This window comes from Peribacillus sp. TH14 (assembly GCF_016651145.1).
Classification (GTDB): domain Bacteria; phylum Bacillota; class Bacilli; order Bacillales; family DSM-1321; genus Peribacillus; species Peribacillus butanolivorans.
Genome location: NZ_JAEKEK010000001.1, coordinates 4,649,389 through 4,666,523 on the forward strand (window position 1 = coordinate 4,649,389; position 17,135 = coordinate 4,666,523).

At 35.9% G+C, this 17,135-nt stretch carries 19 protein-coding genes and 1 pseudogene; 18 read left to right on the top strand and 2 right to left on the bottom strand.

Annotated features, from left to right (window positions below; translation table 11 throughout):
* Positions 1–12: 12 nt before the first annotated feature.
* The 5 genes from glgD (at position 13) to JFU50_RS22640 (ending at position 5,499) form a co-directional block, all read left to right on the top strand.
* The gene (gene glgD, locus JFU50_RS22620; protein ID WP_201224235.1) at positions 13–1,119 is read left to right on the top strand and encodes a glucose-1-phosphate adenylyltransferase subunit GlgD; all 1,107 of its coding nucleotides are present in this window, start codon (positions 13–15) and stop codon (positions 1,117–1,119) included.
* A gap of 16 nt (positions 1,120–1,135) precedes the next feature.
* On the top strand, positions 1,136–2,575 hold the full coding sequence (glgA, locus tag JFU50_RS22625) for a glycogen synthase GlgA (protein WP_201224237.1): 1,440 nt from the start codon (positions 1,136–1,138) through the stop codon (positions 2,573–2,575).
* A 115-nt stretch (positions 2,576–2,690) separates the two neighbouring features.
* Entirely contained in the window at positions 2,691–4,196 is a 1,506-nt protein-coding gene (cls, locus tag JFU50_RS22630; RefSeq protein ID WP_201224239.1) for a cardiolipin synthase, read from the top strand.
* Between the two features lie 74 nt (positions 4,197–4,270).
* Positions 4,271–5,026 (top strand): exodeoxyribonuclease III, encoded by a 756-nt coding sequence (locus JFU50_RS22635; RefSeq protein WP_201224241.1) that lies wholly within the window; start codon positions 4,271–4,273, stop codon positions 5,024–5,026.
* A gap of 65 nt (positions 5,027–5,091) precedes the next feature.
* Positions 5,092–5,499 (top strand): cytosolic protein, encoded by a 408-nt coding sequence (locus tag JFU50_RS22640; protein WP_201224243.1) that lies wholly within the window; start codon positions 5,092–5,094, stop codon positions 5,497–5,499.
* Between the two features lie 199 nt (positions 5,500–5,698).
* Here JFU50_RS22640 and JFU50_RS22645 read toward each other — a convergent pair whose 3' ends face one another.
* Complete coding sequence (locus JFU50_RS22645; protein WP_056527290.1) at positions 5,699–6,220, bottom strand: DUF2179 domain-containing protein; 522 nt, start codon at positions 6,218–6,220, stop codon at positions 5,699–5,701.
* A 247-nt stretch (positions 6,221–6,467) separates the two neighbouring features.
* Here JFU50_RS22645 and JFU50_RS22650 point away from each other — a divergent pair, with 247 nt between their 5' ends.
* From JFU50_RS22650 to JFU50_RS22680, 7 genes are all read left to right on the top strand, one after another.
* A complete protein-coding gene (locus JFU50_RS22650) occupies positions 6,468–6,812 on the top strand; it encodes a n-acetylglutamate synthase (protein ID WP_201224245.1) in 345 nt (114 codons plus the stop codon).
* A gap of 28 nt (positions 6,813–6,840) precedes the next feature.
* Positions 6,841–7,410: a histidine phosphatase family protein gene (locus tag JFU50_RS22655; RefSeq protein ID WP_201187876.1), complete on the top strand. Its 570-nt coding sequence runs from the start codon at positions 6,841–6,843 to the stop codon at positions 7,408–7,410.
* Between the two features lie 92 nt (positions 7,411–7,502).
* Positions 7,503–8,171, top strand: a complete 669-nt coding sequence (locus JFU50_RS22660; protein WP_201185110.1) for an NAD-dependent epimerase/dehydratase family protein — start codon at positions 7,503–7,505, stop codon at positions 8,169–8,171.
* Positions 8,172–8,258: 87 nt separating this feature from the next.
* Positions 8,259–8,528, top strand: a complete 270-nt coding sequence (locus tag JFU50_RS22665) for a hypothetical protein (RefSeq protein ID WP_201224247.1) — start codon at positions 8,259–8,261, stop codon at positions 8,526–8,528.
* Between the two features lie 198 nt (positions 8,529–8,726).
* Entirely contained in the window at positions 8,727–9,143 is a 417-nt protein-coding gene (locus JFU50_RS22670; protein WP_201185106.1) for a BlaI/MecI/CopY family transcriptional regulator, read from the top strand.
* Complete coding sequence (locus tag JFU50_RS22675) at positions 9,143–9,997, top strand: M56 family metallopeptidase (RefSeq protein ID WP_201185104.1); 855 nt, start codon at positions 9,143–9,145, stop codon at positions 9,995–9,997. Before JFU50_RS22670 ends, JFU50_RS22675 begins: the two co-directional genes overlap by 1 nt.
* Before the next feature lie 70 nt (positions 9,998–10,067).
* Positions 10,068–10,496 (top strand): DoxX family protein, encoded by a 429-nt coding sequence (locus JFU50_RS22680; RefSeq protein WP_201185102.1) that lies wholly within the window; start codon positions 10,068–10,070, stop codon positions 10,494–10,496.
* A 124-nt stretch (positions 10,497–10,620) separates the two neighbouring features.
* Here JFU50_RS22680 and JFU50_RS32030 read toward each other — a convergent pair.
* Positions 10,621–10,740: pseudogene (locus JFU50_RS32030) on the bottom strand (IS3 family transposase); the annotation flags it as partial.
* A 171-nt stretch (positions 10,741–10,911) separates the two neighbouring features.
* Between JFU50_RS32030 and JFU50_RS22690 the strand changes: the two are divergent.
* The 6 genes from JFU50_RS22690 (at position 10,912) to JFU50_RS22715 (ending at position 17,049) form a co-directional block, all read left to right on the top strand.
* Positions 10,912–11,337 (top strand): VOC family protein, encoded by a 426-nt coding sequence (locus tag JFU50_RS22690; protein WP_053346312.1) that lies wholly within the window; start codon positions 10,912–10,914, stop codon positions 11,335–11,337.
* Between the two features lie 888 nt (positions 11,338–12,225).
* A complete protein-coding gene (locus JFU50_RS22695) occupies positions 12,226–13,401 on the top strand; it encodes an acyl-CoA dehydrogenase family protein (RefSeq protein ID WP_201224249.1) in 1,176 nt (391 codons plus the stop codon).
* Between the two features lie 209 nt (positions 13,402–13,610).
* Positions 13,611–14,765 carry a betaine/proline/choline family ABC transporter ATP-binding protein gene (locus tag JFU50_RS22700; protein ID WP_201185099.1) on the top strand — a complete coding sequence of 385 codons (1,155 nt, stop codon included), beginning with the start codon at positions 13,611–13,613 and terminating at the stop codon, positions 14,763–14,765.
* A 12-nt stretch (positions 14,766–14,777) separates the two neighbouring features.
* Entirely contained in the window at positions 14,778–15,431 is a 654-nt protein-coding gene (locus JFU50_RS22705; protein ID WP_201224251.1) for an ABC transporter permease, read from the top strand.
* A gap of 11 nt (positions 15,432–15,442) precedes the next feature.
* A complete protein-coding gene (locus JFU50_RS22710; RefSeq protein ID WP_201185098.1) occupies positions 15,443–16,360 on the top strand; it encodes an osmoprotectant ABC transporter substrate-binding protein in 918 nt (305 codons plus the stop codon).
* Positions 16,361–16,377: 17 nt separating this feature from the next.
* On the top strand, positions 16,378–17,049 hold the full coding sequence (locus JFU50_RS22715) for an ABC transporter permease (protein ID WP_053346307.1): 672 nt from the start codon (positions 16,378–16,380) through the stop codon (positions 17,047–17,049).
* Positions 17,050–17,135 lie beyond the last annotated feature (86 nt).

Below are 17,135 nucleotides of genomic sequence, written 5' to 3' on the forward strand. Positions count from 1 at the left end.
GGGGACGATGTTATGGATAACGTGTTGGGAATTATTAACTTAATCAATGAAAGACAACATTTAAAAGAGTTGACTGCTCATCGTAATGTAGCATCTGTGCCATTTGGTGGACGTTACCGTCTAATTGACTTTACGATGTCGAACTTCATAAATGCAGATGTATCGAAGGTAGCCGTTTTTCCAAAGGAAAAATATCTTTCTGTTATGGATCATCTTGGGTCGGGGAAAGAATGGAATTTGGATCGGCGTTCAGGAGGGTTGTTCATCTTGCCTCCTATCCATCCAGATGAAACTGTGACAGGTGATATGAAACAGTTTTATGATCATCTCAGCTTTTTTGAGAGGGCTGATGCAGAAACAGTTATCATTTCTCCTGGAAGTCATGTATGCAAAATAGATTTTAATGAAGTACTTGCTTATCATAAAAAACATAAAGCAGATATCACAGTCGTCTATAAAGATTATGTAGGGGAATTGATAGAAAAACCAATTTATCACACCTGCTCAGTTGATTCAGATGAAGATATCACGGACATTAGCTTTTATACGATCCCTAGACCTGGAGACCATGTGTGTCTAGAAACCTTCATTATTAGTAAAACCCTTTTGGTGAAATTGATCAAAGGCTGTGTAGCTAGTGGGGAAAATGACTTCTTGAAAGATGCTGTAAAAGCTAACCTTCATCGTTTTAATGTTAAAGGTTACAATTTCACCGGAGATATGCCATTTATCCACTCGATTGAAAGTTTTCATTCAAGCAATATGAATTTTTTGAATCCCTCAGTTATCCGCTCTTTCTTCGGTGATACATGGGATGTTTATACAAAAATTAAACATGAAGCACCTACCAAATATTCAGGATCCTCTAAGGTTACCAATTCTTTAATAGCCAACGGTTGTGTTATTGAGGGGACTGTCGAAAACAGTATACTTTTTCGTGGGGTAAAGGTAAAAAAAGGTGCTATCATAAGGAATAGTATCATCATGCAAAAAGGTGAGATAGAAGAAGGGGCAATCGTAGAAAATATTATTACTGACAAAGAAGTAAAAATTACTAGTGAGAAAACAGTTATTGGTATAAAACAACCGACTGTAATAAAAAAAGCAGAAATTATTTAATAGAGGAGGTGCGGCAATGAATGTTTTATTTGCTGCTTCAGAATGCGCCCCTTTTATAAAAACGGGAGGGCTAGGAGACGTAATAGGTGCGCTCCCGAAAGCGCTAAAAAAACAGGGAGTCCATGTAAGTGTTATTCTTCCAAAATTTGAGGATCTTCCTTTTCATTTTAAACAGGATATGAGACATATTACGAGTATCGAAGTTCCTGTTGGATGGCGTCAGCAATTTTGCGGAATTGAAAAGCTTGTTGCAAATGGAATTACATATTATTTTCTTGATAATGAATATTATTTCAAAAGACATGGAAGTTATGGGTTTTTCGATGATGGTGAGAGATTTGCCTTTTTCTCCCGTGCCATTTTAGAAGCTCTACCTTATTTAGAAGAAAAGCCGGACATCATTCACTGTCATGATTGGCAAACAGGCCTGGTCAGTGTCCTGAAGAAAGCTCATTATCACAATCATCCTTTCTACCAAGATATTAAAACAGTATTTACGATACATAATTTACGCTACCAAGGAGTTTATTCAAAAACTGTTCTAGCAGAATTATTGGATTTGAGTGAATTGTATTTTAATATCGACGGACTAGAATTCCATGGAAATGTCAGTTATCTGAAAGCAGGTATTGCTTTCTCAAACATTGTCACAACTGTAAGCCCAAGTTATGCAGAAGAAATTCAGACTGCATATTATGGTGAGAATTTGAATGGTTTCTTGAGTAAACGAAGTGGCGATCTTAGAGGAATTATTAATGGGATTGATTATGAAGAATATAATCCTGTCACAGATGAATTCCTTTCGATTCCCTTTAACACCTATAATGGAAAGATGGAAAATAAACGTCAGTTACAGGAATCATTGAATCTCCCAGTCAATGATGGCATCCCTGTTATATCAATGGTAACCAGGCTGGTTGATCAAAAAGGAATTGACCTTATTCTTCATGTTTTTCATGAAATGATAAACCAAGGAATTCAATTCATTCTACTAGGTACCGGTGATGAACAATATGAATCGGTCTTCCGTAATCTGGCTGATCAATATCCAAATCAAGTTTCGGTGAATACATACTTTGATGAAGGATTGGCAAGACGGATTTATGCTGGATCTGATTTATTTTTAATGCCTTCTCAATTCGAACCATGTGGAATCGGGCAACTCTTGGCGATGAGGTATGGTACATTACCGATAGTAAGGGAGACCGGTGGGCTTCGGGATACGGTGATTCCATACAATCAATTTACTGACGAGGGAAATGGTTTTAGTTTTACGAATTATAATGCACACGATATGCTTCATACAATTGAGCAATCAGTAGGAATGTATAAATTCCAGCCGAAAAGGTGGAAGAAGTTGGTTGAAAATACAATGAAACTAGATTTTAGTTGGGCTTCGTCATCCGTAAAATATCTTGACCTGTATGAAAGCTTAATTCCTGTAAAAATCAGATAAAGAAAAAGATAAAACACTTACGAAATTTGTCTTCGTAAGTGTTTTTGTTTCTTTTGCAATGAAATATGGGTATATGACAGATATATAAAATATTGCAGTGTAGGAGAATGAAAAAATGAGAAGAAGAAGAATGGAATTTGTATTTTTATTTATTTTACTCGTATCGGTTTATATGATCGTTTTTAGTCAGGTTAGCTTCAACACGAAGCTATTTTTTATTGGGTTATATGTTTTTGTTATGTTTATTACAATATACTCACTGATGCTAGAAAATAGATTTGCGCATGATACTCTTCTATGGATGTATGTGCTTTTATTTTTCCCTGTATTTGGCTATGTCTTTTACTTGTTTTCGGGCCAACTTTATTTAAAGGGGTATTTGTTCCAAAGTAAAAGAAAAAAAGACCGGGAAGAATGGAAAAGTCTTGTCACTCATGTATCTTCACCAGACCTTACGTTCTTGAACAATCATCAGAAGTCCTTTGCAGCTTTTGCCAAGAATGCTTCTGAGACGACTATAAGTACAGCTTCAAAAACGGAAGTGTTGAAAAATGGAAATGAAACGTTTTCAGAAATCATTAAACAGTTAAAGAAAGCGGAAAAATTCATTCATATTGAGTATTATATTTTCCGTTCAGACAGACTTGGAACAGAAATTATAGATATTCTAATTGAAAAGGCAAAAAAAGGTGTAGAAGTTTTATTTATTTTTGATGCTGCAGGTAGTTTAAGTCTTTCAAATAATGAAGTTAAGCGGATGAAAAAGGCAGGTGTTAAAGCATACCCATTTTCGCCGTTAAAGCACGGATTTTTCAATCAAAAGTTTAATTTTAGGAATCACCGAAAAATCATCATCATAGATGGGGAAATTGGTTTTGTGGGTGGTTTGAACATTGGTGAGGAGTATTTAGGAAGAAATAAAAACATTGGATTTTGGCGTGATACGCATATGGTCCTTGAAGGGGAAGCCGTTTACATGCTTCATACGGTATTCCTGTTAGATTGGGAATATGTAAGTGGAGAAGATGTTTTAGAAGAACGTCCGGAGATCAATACCAGAGTTGAAAAAGGAGATGGAGCGGTTCAGGTTGTTGCTAGTGGCCCTGATACACAGCAGGGAATCATGAGTGATTTTTACTATTCTCTGATAACTTGTGCAACAAAATCAATCTGGATTGCAAGTCCATACTTTGTACCGAATCAAGCGATCAAAGCAGCGATTAAGCATGCTGCCTTAAAAGGGATACAAGTCCGACTTATGGTTCCTGCGGTAAATGATGGTTTTTTAACCCAATATGGGAGTCGTTCTTATTTCGGTGAACTTCTTCAATTTGGTGTAGAAGTTTACTCGTACAAAAAGGGTTTCTTGCATCAAAAACTTATCATTGTGGATGGTGATATTGCTTCAATTGGAACGGCAAACATGGATATGAGGAGTTTCCATCTTAATTTCGAGGTGAATGTCTTCCTTATGGGTAGCAGTTCCATTAACGATCTAGTCACTCATTATCAAGAGGATATGAAGGATAGCGAAAAACTAGATCCATTAAGTTATAATAATCGAGGTTTGCTGGAACGTTCAAAAGAATCTTTTGCCCGGTTATTTTCCAATGTACTCTGATGGGCAAAAAATCAAATCAATAGTATAGTTGTGATAGAAAAGAAAAGTTTGCTATAAGGAGATTGTAAAAGAATATGAAATTGGTTTCTTGGAACGTAAATGGAATTCGAGCTTGTGTAAAAAAAGGATTTTTAGATTACTTTAAAGATGTGGACGCAGATATTTTTTGTCTTCAAGAAACTAAACTTCAAGAAGGGCAGATTTCACTTGAACTAGAGGGGTATCATCAATATTGGAATTATGCTTTGAAAAAAGGTTATTCAGGTACAGCCATCTTCACGAAGGAAAAACCGCTTTCAGTCAAATATGGTGTAGGGGAACGCGGTGAGGAACCGGAAGGCAGAATCATAACACTCGAGTATGAGAAATTTTATATGGTTAATGTTTATACGCCAAATGCTAAAAGAGATTTATCAAGACTTGATTACCGTCTTGAATGGGAAGATGAAATTCGTAATTATCTGAGAGAGCTAGACTTAGTAAAACCAGTTATTTATTGTGGCGATCTAAATGTAGCACATCAGGAAATAGACTTGAAAAACCCTAAACCAAATGTTGGGAATTCTGGTTTCACATTAGAAGAACGAGGTAAAATGACTGATTTACTTGATGCAGGGTTTGTTGATACGTTCCGCCATTTTTATCCTGACCAGGAAGGTGCTTATACCTGGTGGTCATATATGAGTAAGGTAAGGGAGAGGAATATCGGATGGAGAATCGATTATTTTATTGTTTCCCAACGTCTCGTGGATTCTTTAATAGAGGCCAATATTCATTGCGATATTATGGGCAGTGATCATTGTCCGGTTGTTTTGGAAACAGCTCTTTAACTCGGATAAATTCGGTAAAATGGGGATACTATGGGTTATCCATACTCAACAGGAGGTAAAACGTTATGAACACATTTATTGTGAGTTTCCATCAAGAAGATAATGTTGACAGCATGCAGGTACAAAAATTGACGACCGGAGAATTTGAAAAATCAGCATCACGTGGATTCCGCAGGTTATTTGAACTGGATACAAATATGGGATCTTTCGTCTTTTTTGATGCAGAGGATGATGAAGGAGATTTATCACATCTTGTTCTACAATATGAAGAAGATAGTCAGGATCCTAGTGATTGTTACTCGTTCTCCAAAAATGATTTTTATGAATTCATGGCCCTTTATTTACAAGGCATGGATGAAATGGAAGAGGAAGAGGAAGAGGAAGAGGAAGAGGATGAAGATTATGGACCAATTCATCATCTTGCACACTTGATGTTTCATGTAGTTGAAGAAGGAAAGTCCGTTAAACCGTAACCGATTTTAGATTATGGTCTGTGAGGTACTTGTGAGCTTGATCAACTATCAATTAACACCTAGGAAGATCGTGTTCTTCTCTATAAATCGTGTCATAAACAAATTCACGTCTTGTATTCAAATCGTGAGATAGCCAAAAAATTATATAACGTAAGGAAAAGCCCATCTTGAAAAAGATGGGCTTTTGCAGTCTTTTTATTCAGCTTGCTTTATTTTTCAACCGATCCAGTAAAAACCCACCTTTAAAATACCTTGGTTCATAAGAAATAATGAAGGCTTTTGGTTCAAACTTTTCAACTGTTGCAATTAATTCTTGCTCTCGGTTTCGTTTTGTTAAAATTTCCATCCGATAACGGTTGCTGTCCCTTCCTTCACCGGTATAAAGAGTGACACCGAATCCAATATTTCTTAAAGTATCAATCAAATATTCATTTTTTGCTTGAGTATTAACGGTTACATTTATATAACCGATGGCGAGTTTTTGCTCAATTTTCGTTCCAAAAATAATCCCGATACCAAAACCAACTGCATATACAACCATGGCGATTATGCTTTGGTCACCGCCAAATACAAGAGATAAACCAAAAACGTATACTAACATTTCTGCAATGCCTAATATAGATGCCAGTACGGTTATATTTTTCACTAAAAATATAGTCCGTAGTGTATAAATTGGAACATAAATAAGTTGCAATAATAAAATGAGCAGAATTTCTTTCAATTGAGCACCTCACCAATTTTTTTATAATTTCTTTGATATTTCATATAGAATCGCCCTCCCATATGAAACATCTTCCATAATCTAATCATAAGACAATGGATGAATTCAATGGAAATATTATGTATTTATTCTCAGCATTTCTAATCATAGAAAATCCTATAATTTAATGTGTTTGAGAATTTCATAATACTCTTTTTTGCTTTAATTTGGTATCATTATCCTAAATAATTTATCTGGGGGATTGTCTATGCTTAATTATAACGGAAGAACATTTATAGCTAAAGATAATTCGGAAAATGGAGAAGTATCGGCAAATACATTCTTTTACTATTCACAAGAAGGAAATATTCTTACAGCAAGTTATGAAGGGGGAGAGATTATTAAAGGGACTTTAAAAGGTATTGTTAATATGGATGGGTCACTGGAATTTAGGTACAATCATATTAATGAAAAAGGTGAAATTAGAGGAGGTAGCTGTCTTTCCACGCCGGAAATGTTGCCTGATGGACGAGTCCGATTGCATGAAAAGTGGAAATGGTTAGATCTCGAGCAGAGTGAAGGTCATTCCATCATTGAAGAAGTGAAAAAATAAAGATTTTACATAGAGAGGTTTGGGGACAATTACTACTATTTGTCTAGTACGTCATGGTCAAACTGATTGGAATGCACTGGGAAAACTGCAGGGACAGACTGACATCCCACTAAATGAACAAGGAAAGATACAAGCACAGAAGTGTGGTGAATTTTTGTCTAAAGCAGATTGGGATGTAATTATTACAAGCCCTCTAAAAAGGGCTAAAGAAACTGCCGAAATCATTAGCTTCTATATTGATAGGCCAGTGATTGAAAAATTAGAATTCATAGAAAAGAACTTTGGCTCTGCTGAAGGAATGACAGCGCATGAAAGAGAGTCTGCATTCAGTGATAAAGTCTATCCTAATCAGGAGAGTCAGGAGTCTTTACGTGGTAGGCTGGTAAAAGGACTTCAAGAGATTCAGCAGGGGTATCCTGAGAAGAAAGTGATCCTTGTTGCACATGGCGCAGTGATTCATTTTATTTTACGATTGATGTCAAATGAGACAATCGTTTCAAAACAAATGAGGTTATTTAATGCTTGTTTAAGTACGATTAAATTTGAGATGGATTCCTGGATTATTGAGGATTTTAATCAAGTAAATCATCTATCCTAATACTCTATGATTTTCAAAAAGTTCTTTAGGAAGAAAAAATGAAATAAAAGTATAGTCGCTATTTAGTAGCTTATAAAGGAAAGAAGGAAATCATGACTATAAAAACTGCATTGATTTTAGGTGCAACTGGAGTCGTTGGTACCCATTTAGTTAAAGAGTTAAGTAACAGCAATAATTATAAGGAAATCCACTTGCTAACTAGAAGGGAAATAGAATCTAAAGAACCTAATTGCGAAGTCCATATTGTGGAGTTTGATAATTTAGTCAGATATGCAGATTTATTCAATGTCACTGATGTTTTTATTTGTTTAGGTACAACTATTAAGAAAGCCAAATCGAAAGAAGCTTTTCGTAAAGTTGATTATGAATTTGTTATTGAAGCGGCGAAAATGGCGAAAGCCTCTAATGTTGAGAAATTTCTCGTCATAACAGCCATGGGAGCCAATTCCAAATCCAAGTTTTTCTACAGTCGTGTTAAAGGCGATGTGGAAGGAACACTACAACAACTAGAATTGAATTCTGTACATATATTTCGCCCGTCCTTACTTCTTGGTGAACGAAAGGAATTTAGGGCAGGTGAAAAGATTTCTGGTATGATTGGTTCTTTTGCTAAATTTCTCTTAGTTGGCCCTTTACGTCCATATCGTGCCATAGAAGCAAACAAAGTAGCTGCTGCAATGTATGGTGCGGCCCAAAAGCCGACACTAGGGTATCATTTCTATAATTCTGATGAAATAGAAAAACTTACAACAAGGAGTTAATCATTAATTAGTGAAACGAGCCTTCATTAGGCTCGTTTCTTTAAAATTCGAAGCAAAAACTGAGATTTAATGTGAAAACAAATTATTATGGAGATTCATTCTGCTTATCAGGAAAAAAGGATCCGGGTTTTGGATGTACCTGTTAGCAGGGAAACATTTGGAGCTGAAAGGAATTTTGACTGTAATAGCAGGTGGAGATCCAGAAGTACTGGAAAAAGCCAGGCCAGTGTTGGAGGTAATGAATGGCAAAATAATCATTTGGTAGGCCATATTGGTGCTAGAAAAGCTATTAAAGCAATTAATCAAATGTTGTCAGGTCATGAAAAATCATTTCGATGGTCGGCATCATGTAATTAACACGCTATTTCCAACCATACTTCAATCTTGTATGCATTACTCGACTCAATTAAGCTTAACAATTAATAATCCAAGAAGGGTTACAAATTCGATTGTGCCGCCCATAAAGATATTTGGATATATATCAGATCTAATCTTCCTGATGAAACTTGATTCTAACAAGAATTTCCACTACAATTCGTAATGGGAGGGTAAAAGATGAATATTAAAAATTTTAAATATGATGAAGTTGGACTGAATCGTTTCTTTGGTCCCTTGGAAGCTAGTATCATGGAATATTTATGGGATAAAAATGAACAGAGTATTAAAGCGGTGCAGCAATCATTGGAGCTTGAAAAGCCTATCAACTTTAATACTGTAATGACAGTCATGAATCGTCTAGTCGAAAAAGGCATTCTTGAAAAGTGGTCTGAAGGAAGGCTTTCATTATTTCGCCCTGTGCAATCTAAAGCGGAGTTTTTAGAAGAGCAGTCAAAGAAACTGACTGAGAATTTGCTAGATGAATTTGGTGGTGCTGTCATTAGCCATATGCTTGATGCCATGAAAGACGCTGACCAAGCTTTAATTGAAAAATTGGAACAAAAAATTCAATCGTTAAAAAAGGATAAATTATAATGTGGAAGAAAAAGTCTTATTTTGTGATAAGCCTTAGTCTTTTAATTGCCGGTGTAGTATGGAGCCAAATGGGAGCGTTTTTGGTACACATCTTTTTTGGAGTAAATATTAAAGCCAACTTTTTTAAATTTTGCTTTAGTCTATTTAAAGAAGGTTCAGTATACTACTTTGTCGTCATCACACTGCTCATTATAGTAATATCCTATAGTATTTTGATCACACTATTCAAAATTGCAGAGCAATATCTCCTTTCCAGAAGGTTTAAACAAAAGCTTTTTAACTACAAAAACGTTGAAAAGACAAGGTCTATAAACGAAACATTCAAACGGGCCAACAAAGATATCTTAGTTGTGAATGCTGATCAACCTCTTGCGTTTACGCTTGGTTTCAGGCGCCCTTTCATTGTGTTTAGTACTGGTTTAATTCAATTATTGGACTTTGATGAGCTAGAAGCAGTAGTAGAGCATGAAGCCTTTCACCAAAAAAAATATGATCCATTAGTAATCTTTATTTTACAGTTGATCTCACAGGCGTTATGGTTTGTCCCACTGACAAAATGGTGTTATGAAAATTACAAAATAATTAGTGAACTATTAGCCGATGAATATGCGATTAATAAAATGGGGACTGAATTAGGCATAAGCGCTGCTTTGTTGAAGTTAATTAAACATTCTTGCTCTGATAAATCCTCTCCCGTCCTTGTCCACTTCTCGAATGAATCAGTTAACTATAGACTTCAGGAATTAGTTGATCCTAAAAGTAGAATTCCTTTAAGGGCTGATATTACCACGATTTTTGTTTCTATATATGTTTTGATTATACTATTGGGAATGACTATAGTGATTGTCGGATGACTTTCACTTGATTTTTTTATATCATTACACTACACTTTGTAGTGTGAAATATAATAAAAGGAGATGTGTCATGAAAAAACAAGAAATCGGTACCTTTTTATTAAGAGTAATGTTGGGACTTACATTTTTGATGCATGGTTTGTCAAAATTCCAAAGTGGATTGGATAACATTTCTGGATGGTTTCAAAGTATAGGCATTCCGGGATTTATGGCCTATGTAGTTGGTACAATTGAATTGGTTGGAGGAATTGCTTTAATTTTAGGTCTTGGAACAAGAATAATTTCTGCCCTCCTTATATTCATTATGGCTGGTGCAATTGTTTATGTGAAATTTCCAGCAGGCTTTATGGGGAATGGAGAAGGTGCAGGATTCGAATTAGACCTCATTCTTATGATTATTGCACTTCACCTAGTATTAAATGGAAGCCGATTCCTATCGATAGATTCTAAGTTACCAAACCATAAAAAAGGACAAGATTCAGAAATAATAGCGAGTTAATAAGGATATACAATATCAAAGTGTTAAGTTTTATGCTCACCAAATTGAAACGCTAGACTAAAGTCAAAAAAAGAGCTTATCAAATAAAGAGAACCCAAGAAATTAGACAATTTTTTTTAGTTAGTTAGGCAGCTTTGAGGGCATGAACCGAGTAATCTACTGGGCTCATGCCTTTTAATTTCACCTTGATGCGTTGGTGATTGTAGTAATGGATATAATCTTCTAGTTCTTGTTTGAAATGCTCAAAAATTGTTAGTCTTCAAGTAATATATATTGACGAACATACGTTCTTTATTATAAAATACAATCATGGGTAATAATGGTATAGTAGTTATTATCACTGACAAGTTCAAAAGGAAGCTTGGAAGTTACTCAAGATTTGTAAAGAAATTAGAACCAAAGGAGCTATTTAATTATGACAATGCGATTATCTCCCTATTTAATGATGAACGGAAATGCGAAGGAAGCGATCCAATTTTACGAAAAAGCATTGGGTGCAAAAGTCCTTTTTAATCAAACTTTTGGAGAAATGCCAGAAAACCCGGAATTTCCTATACCAGAAGAAGCAAAGGAACTTGTGTCACACGCAATGTTAAAGGTTGGAGAAACGGACCTCATGTTTTCAGATATGTTTCCAGGTCAAACTAGTCAAACTGGAGATCAGGTTACGATCTGTATTTCAACTAACGATATCGAAAAATCAAAACAAATTTTTGAATACTTGTCGCAAGATGGACAAGTAAAAATGCCGCTGCAGGAAGCTTTTTTTAGCCCTGCTTATGGGATTGTATCGGACAAATTCGGTGTAACTTTTCAAATTTACACAGAGGGTCAACAATAATTTTTTTCTAGTATAAAAAATAGCCCCATGTATGAAGCCCAAAGCAGCTGATTTGGTGACTTTTCCGTTCCAACATATAATCAATAGTTGAGCTTGTATAAATCCAAATTGGAACATCATATTGAAAATTCGCACGAAATAGCGGTTATTTTGAATGAGATCAATAAGAAACAATCAAGGCGAAAAAAATTTATTTAATGATTGAATATGATTGGGCAAAAGATTATAACTGAATTTTCCACTAATAGGGAAATGATTGGTTAAAAACGTTTCCAAGGTAACCAACTTAAGGCGCAATGGTGAAGAATAATTAAATCTCAATTTCTCATTTATATCACTGAGAGATTGGGATTTTTTTATTCTGGAATATTCTTAACGTTGTAACTCTGCGTTTTGCTTGAGGTACTCCTTATGGAATGATAGGTGCGATTCTTCATTAAGAAGGATCGCCTTTTCTTATGCCTAAAGTAATCATATCATGTATCAGAGGAAGAGAAGACCACGTTTGTGCAATATGTAGGCATTCGGAAAGTGAGGAATTATTAAATCCCAAAATACCCTATATTACAAAAATAACCTCGGCAGAATACAAGATTAACCCATATTTAATCAGTTAAGTATCAATCATCATTTTCTTAAATCATGTAGCTTTTCAAATAATATAATCAAAAATGAATTTAAAATGGTGAAAAATAGATTTTTAAAAGGGAATTCAATACTTTTGTTGAACATGAATATTATGGGCCATTTTGACAGTTTGATGATTTTTATTATTGTAACCGTTTACATCTATATATTTAGCCTATTTATCTTGATTATGGTTGTGGATTACAAGATATTTCACATTGATGTATCTCAACAAAATCATTAGCGAATGGAGGTTAACCCATGGTTAACACGATGGCGTTCAATAAGAATGATTCACGTTCCTTCCTCACAGAAGAACACTTATTATTTAAACAATCAATTCGTGAATTTCTCGACAAGGAAGCTATCCCCTTTTATGATAAGTGGGAAAAAGAGGGGGAAGTACCTCGCTCATTTTGGAAAAAGATTGGGGATAACGGATTTTTATGTCCATGGCTTGATGTGGAATTCGGTGGGGTAGGAGCAGATTTTGGATATTCAGTTGTTCTGGCAGAGGAATTGGAAATGGTTGGATCAGCCTTAGTAGGCATTTCAATTCATTCTGATGTTGTAGCCCCGTATATTGCTTCATTCGGAACAATAGATCAAAAACAAAAGTATTTACCCAAGTTCAGTTCAGGAGAAATGATTTCTGCTTTTGCAATGACAGAGCCAGGAATGGATTCAGAATTAGCGAATATCCAAACCACAGCCATCAAGAAAGAAGGGTATTATATTGTCAATGGAGCCAAAACGTTTATCACAAATGGCTTTAAAGCTGACTTATTGATTGTAGCATGTAAAACTGATCTTGATGCTAATCCTTCCAATGATGGAATCAGTTTGTTGCTTATTGATAAAGATACGCCAGGGCTTACACGAGGCAGAAAGCTTGAAAAAGCAGGCCAGAATAGCTCAGAAACAGCCGAACTATTTTTCGATGATGCTTCAGTTCCTGCTGGGAACATCCTTGGGGAGGAAGGGAAGGGCCTATCATATATAATGCAAAAACTGCAGCAGGAAAGACTTATGTGTGCGATTGGGTCTTTAATGGCAGCTAAGGACATGCTCCACTTAACGATGAATTTTATAAAAGAACGAAAAGCATTTGGTAATAAAATAAGTAAATTTAATAAGGCACAGTTTACCATTGCTGAAATAGCGACCGATATTCAGCTGGGTAGAACGTTTGTTGATGGTTTGATCTGTAAACATATGAATGGGGAGAATATCATAACTGAAGTATCGATGGCTAAATATTGGATTACGGAGATGTCAAAGCGAATATCTGAAAAGTGCATGCAGTTACATGATGGATACGGAAATATGGGTGATTATAAAATTGCCCGGCGTCATCGAGACATTCGTTTGACAACATTCTATACAGGGTCAGATGAAATAGTGAAAACCCTCATCGCTAAAAATATCGGGTTTTAATTCAATGTTAAAAACTTAAATCTATTAACTACCTTTATTAAAATGAGGTAGTTTTTTTCATTCCATTTCTTCAATGTAATTACATTGAACTAGTTTATTTTAATAAAAGGTTTAATATTTTTTCGTATGGGTATAAGAGACTGTGCATATGAAAAGTGAAATGAATTTGTAAAATTTGTAATTGTATGCGAATGATGGAGGTGCTTGTCGTGTTAAAAATTGAAAATGTATCGAAAGTCTATAAGGGAGGGAAGAAAGCTGTAAAGAATATAACACTTGATATAAAAAAAGGGGAGTTCATCTGTTTCATTGGTCCGAGTGGCTGTGGGAAAACAACGACAATGAAAATGATTAATCGCCTGATTGAACCGTCCGAAGGTAAGATACTCATAAATGGAGAAAATATAATGGAAAAGGATCCGGTTAAGCTTAGAAGACAGATCGGGTATGTAATTCAACAAATTGGTCTTTTCCCTCATATGACGATTCTTGAAAATATCACCCTCGTTCCAAAACTACTTAAATGGAGTGATCAAGAGAAAAAAGAACGTGCGCTAGAATTGCTGCAGCTCGTTGATATGGGTCCCGAATATTTAGAACGGTATCCCTACGAACTGAGCGGCGGTCAGCAACAGCGAATTGGCGTTCTCAGGGCTCTAGCTTCTAATCCACCACTCATATTAATGGATGAACCTTTTGGTGCTCTAGATCCGATCACCCGCGATGCTCTTCAGGAGGAATTTAAAAATCTGCAGCGCACACTTAATAAGACAATTGTTTTTGTTACCCATGATATGGATGAAGCGATTAAACTTGCTGATCGTATTGTGATTTTAAAGGCTGGGGAAATTGTTCAAGTGGGAACCCCGGATGAAATTCTCAGAAATCCAGCCAATGAATTTGTTGAAGAATTTATCGGTAAAGAACGATTGCTTCAAACAAGACCGAACGTACAATTGGTCGAACAAATCATGAGTCGTAATCCCATTTCAATTACTGAGGAAAAGTCTCTTACTAACGCTATCACTATTATGAGAGAAAAACGAGTTGATTCTCTGCTCGTGGTAGATGAAGAGAATGTATTAAAAGGATTTGTAGATGTTGAAACGATTAGTGAATATCGTAAAAAAGCTACATTTATTAGTGAAGTAATCAATACTGAAGTCTATTCTGTGAAACAAGACTCATTAATCCGTGATTCAGTTCAGAAGATTTTAAAACGCGGATTTAAATATGTGCCGGTCGTTGACCAAAATAAACATTTGGTCGGAATTGTTACTAGAGCTACATTGGTTGACATCGTGTACGACAGCATCTGGGGGGAAGAAGATAATCTAGTGGCTGAAATGGCTGAGATGTTTTAGGAGGTGAATGAGATGGAAACATTGCTCGATTTTTTACAAACGAATTGGCTAGAGTTGCTTTACAAGGCGTGGGAGCATTTATATATATCTATGATTGCTGTATTCCTTGGAATACTAGTTGCTGTACCGCTTGGCATTTTGTTGACCCGTATGAAAAAAAGCGCATCTATAATTATTGGAATTGCAAACATCATGCAGACGTTGCCAAGCTTGGCAGTACTAGCATTTTTCATTCCATTCCTCGGTGTTGGGAAGACACCTGCTATTATTGCGTTATTTTTCTATTCTGTTTTACCTATTCTCAGGAATACGTATACAGGCATTAAAGGTGTAAATAAAAGTTTACTTGAATCTGGTAGAGGCATCGGGATGACGAGTTGGGAGAGAATTCGTCTAGTTGAATTTCCACTTGCACTTTCCGTCATTATGGCTGGGATTCGCACTGCCTCCGTTTATTTAATTGGCTGGGCAACATTGGCTTCCTTTATTGGAGGCGGAGGACTTGGGGATTACATATTTATTGGTTTGAATTTATACCAAACAGAATATATCATCGCAGGTGCAGTACCGGTAATCATCATGGCTATCCTGGTGGATTATGTTTTCTCGATCATTGAACGAAAAGTCGTACCAAAAGGATTAAAAGGTATGAAGGAAGTTGCTTGAGGAGGAATACCATGTATAAAAAAATAAGAAAAATAAGTTTTACTACCCTTTTATTGTTTTCATTATTCATCAGCGGCTGCTCATTGCCTGGGTTGGGGTCATCTTCTGAAAAAACGGTTAAAATTGGTGCGCAGAGTATGACCGAATCCGAAATCTTGGCAAACATGATAGCACAACTACTTGAACGAAATACAGACCTTGATACGAAGATTATTAAGAATTTAGGTTCGAATTTCGTACAGCAACAAGCAATGGAGAGTGGGGATATTGATGTAGCCGCAACTCGTTATACGGGGACGGATTTAACGAGTGTTTTAGCTCAGGATATTGAAAAAGATCCAGTAAAGGCAATGGAAATTGTTCAAAAGGAATTTAAAAAACAATATGGATTCAAATTTTACGATTCTTATGGATTTGATAATACTTATGCATTTACGATATCAAATGAATTGGCAGAGGAAAAAGGCTATAAAAAAATATCCGATTTGGAAAAAGATGCAGGGAATTTGAGATTAGGTGTCGATAGTGCTTGGCTGAAAAGAAAAGGGGACGGCTATAAGGAATTCGTAGACACCTATGGATTAGAATTCGGAGAAACCTATCCGATGCAAATTGGACTAGTTTACGACGCTGTCAAAAATGGTCAGATGGACATTGTCCTCGCATACTCTTCAGATGGACGGATTAAGGTGAATAATTTGCAGCTTTTAGAAGATGACAAACAATATTTCCCTCCTTATGATTGTTCACCCGTTGTCACGAAAGATGCGTTAGAACGATATCCGGAAATAGAAAATCAACTAACTAAGTTAATTGGAGAAATCACAACCGAAACGATGCAGGAACTGAACTATGAAGTTGATGGAAACTTGAAAGAACCATCGATTGTAGCAACGGAGTTCCTTGAAGCACATAATTATTTTGAATAAATGGGAGGTGCAATCTAATGGAAACCTTGGAACAACTGGGAACGTATTACTCCCAGAATTGGATGTACGTACTTACTGAATTTTATCGCCACTTTTTAATGTCTGCTTACGGAGTTCTATTTGCCGCAATCATTGCTATCCCGCTAGGTATATTCATCGCAAAGCATAAAAAGTTGAGTAATTGGGTGTTTTCGATAACTAATGTCATACAAACCACACCAGCCTTAGCAATGCTTGCTCTCCTTATGTTAGTAATGGGACTGGGGACAAACACAGTTATTTTGTCATTGTTTTTATATTCTTTACTACCAATCCTAAGAAATACGTATGTAGGAATTACAAACATTGATCATGCCTATTTAGAATCGGGTAAGGCTATGGGGATGACGAAGTTCCAATTACTAGGAATGGTCGAACTGCCATTATCCCTGTCTGTCATCATGGCTGGTCTACGAACGGCACTTGTCGTTGCGATTGGTGTAACTGCAGTCGGCACATTCGTCGGTGCAGGTGGACTGGGTGATATCATTGTCAGGGGAACCAATGCTTCGAATGGTACCGCAATTATTCTCGCAGGAGCTATACCAACAGCATTAATGGCTATTCTGGCTGACATTTTATTAGGGTGGTTAGAACGTGCACTTTCACCAATTAAAAGAAAGAAATTAATACAATCCGAAGCAAAATAGGGAAAAAGAGCAGTTGCAACTGCTCTTTTTTTATTAAGGTTATTAGCCATAAATTCTTCCCTTTAGTTTTTTATTTCTAATAAAGG